The organism is Oleiphilus sp. HI0132 (genome assembly GCF_001635845.1).
This window is the reverse complement of the sequence record NZ_LWGJ01000243.1, coordinates 1-1,313: the sequence shown is the minus strand read 5'-3', so window position 1 is coordinate 1,313 and position 1,313 is coordinate 1. Positions and strand designations below refer to the sequence as shown.

Annotated in this window: 1 protein-coding gene; it reads left to right on the top strand. The window is 47.1% G+C overall.

The window, feature by feature from the left end; all coding sequences use genetic code 11:
• Nucleotides 1-1,313: molybdopterin-dependent oxidoreductase (locus A3766_RS03010; protein WP_156508642.1), on the top strand; the 1,313-nt coding region annotated here is incomplete at both ends.

Sequence of the window (1,313 nt, the reverse complement as noted above, 5' to 3'; positions counted from 1 at the left end):
GTGAGGTGATTCTACTTGACCCAAGAAAGACTGAAACAGTCAAAACAAGTACCGAGCATTTATTCATCAAACCCGGTACCGATGCCTTCCTGATACTCGGAATTATTAACACTTTATTTAATGAGAATTTAATCGAGACAGGCCGGCTATCAAGCCATCTTGAAGGGATCGCCGAAATACAGCTTATCTCGTCCGACTTCAACCCAGAGCACGTGAGCAGCATTACAGGTGTTACCGCCGAAGATATCAGAACACTAGCCCGCAAACTGGCTACCACCCCAAGGGCTTGCCTGTTCGGTAGAATGGGCACCTCAACTCAGGAGTTTGGTGGCCTGGCGACCTGGTTAGTTTATGTGGTAAATATTCTGACAAACCATATGGATGAGCGCGGCGGTTTAATGTTTAGCAAACCCGCAGCAGATATGGTTGAGCTAGCAGCATGGACAGGCCAAAAAGGCCATTATAATCGTTATCAGAGCCTTTCAGGTCTACCGGAATTTGGTGGAGAATTGCCTGCCAGCACCATGGCTGACCAAATCCTCTTGCCTAGTGATGAGCAGATAAAAATGATGATCGTCATGGCTGGCAATCCTGTGCTCAGCAGCCCGAATGGTCAGCACCTTGATCAAGCCCTCGATTCGCTGGATTTCATGGTTTCTATTGATTTTTATATCAATGAAACCTCAAAGCATGCCGATATTATCCTGCCTCCGACTGCGCCTTTGGAGCAGTCTCATTATGATATTGTTTTTAACCTGCTTGGTGTTCGGAATGTCGCTAAATACTCACCCGCCTTATTCGAGGTAGATAAGTCTGCTCGTCATGACTGGCAAATAGCGCTTGAGCTTCAGCACCGACTTGGCAAAGGCAATATTAAGCAAATTATTGGTGAACAATTTTCTTACCAATCACTGAAGCGCTTAGGACCCGACGGCTTATTGGATATCATCCTTCGTACCGGCCCTTATGGTACGCAGCTCCCTGGCACTAGCCAAGCAGGGCGTTTCCTGGTCGATGCCTTACAGGGGTTCTTACCAAGCAAACACCCAGCCCGGAAGATTCTGGATCTCAGCCCTTATGGTTCTCAAAACAGAAGTTTGAGCAAAGGCCTTTGTGTTAGCTCTTTACTTAATTACCCTCACGGTATCGACTTAGGCCCCTTGCAATCTCGCCTACCCGAACGGCTCTACAGCGTGAAGAAACGAATTCGACTCGCACCGAATACTTACTTAAAAGATATGACTCGCCTACGTAAACGCGGCGAGCAACTGCTTGACAGTCACAAAGCCGAAAACGGACAACTCTTATTAATT